Source organism: Polaromonas sp. P1_E3, assembly GCF_056405935.1.
This window is the reverse complement of record NZ_JBFUBD010000677.1, coordinates 1-1,010: the sequence shown is the minus strand read 5'-3', so window position 1 is coordinate 1,010 and position 1,010 is coordinate 1. Positions and strand designations below refer to the sequence as shown.

Below are 1,010 nucleotides of genomic sequence, written 5' to 3'. Positions count from 1 at the left end.
CCCAGAACCAGGACACCCACCGCTGCGGCGCTTACGGGCAGCAGTACGGTGAAAACGCCGGCCTGGTTCGCCGGAATCGTCCTGAGCCCGGTCATCCAGAGCCAGACCGTCCATACGCTGGCCGCCAGCGAATAAAACAGCAGCAACAGCCACGCGGAAGGCGCCACCTTGCCAAAGTCAAATCCCCAGGCCATCCAGAGGCCGAAAGGGGTGACAAGGGCAAACCCCCAGAGGTTGATCAACGCAGTGATGCGTTTGGGGCTGAGCACGCCCGTCAGTTTCTTGCCGATCACGGCATAGGCCGCTTCGCATAAAACTGCACCCACCAGCAGCAAATTGCCCAGCCAGGCATWCCTGTGTGCCAAATCGGCCTCCAGCCCAATACTGGCGGGTGCAACCAGCTCATTTTTTGATAGCGAAACCAGCCCGATGCCGATCACGGCGCAGGCTACTGCACCCCACACACGCGCACCGATGCGCTCGCGCAAAAAGAACCAGCTCATCAGCGCAACGGCTGCCGGAATGGACGCCATGATCACACCGGCCGCAACCGCGCTGGTCATGCTGACGCCAAACAACATGCAAATGGAAAACAGGAAATTGCCCAGAAAGGATTCCAGGAACAGCAGTCGGCCGGTTTGCCGGCTCATGGGGACTTCGCCTGCCGGCTTTTTCAGCCAGTGCAGCATGGCCGTGCCCCCGATGCCGAAGCGCATCCAGGCCAGCAAAAAGACGGGGAAGGCGATGACGAGGGGTTTGGAAAGCGCCACATAGCTGCCAACGAGAGACATGCTGAGTGCCAGGCAGGCGTAGGCCACGAATCGGTTCATTAAACTGGAGGCTCCTGTGGTGCGGAGCCGGCGCGGGCCCTGCGGTTGTGCTGGCCGGAAAGCGGTCAGGCAGAGGTTGAAATCATGCCTTAATTTTCTAATGGGTATGGCTGCGCACCTTGCCTGGCGAGCCACAATCCAATCACTGACATCTCTCGCGACGTCCTGAAACCTTCCAGC

General features: G+C 60.1%; 1 protein-coding gene. It reads right to left on the bottom strand.

Going from position 1 to position 1,010, the window contains the following annotated elements; translation table 11 throughout:
* Positions 1-830 (bottom strand): DMT family transporter (locus tag AC1D0Z_RS22715; protein ID WP_477660394.1); only part of this gene is annotated, 830 nt, incomplete at its 3' end.
* Positions 831-1,010 lie beyond the last annotated feature (180 nt).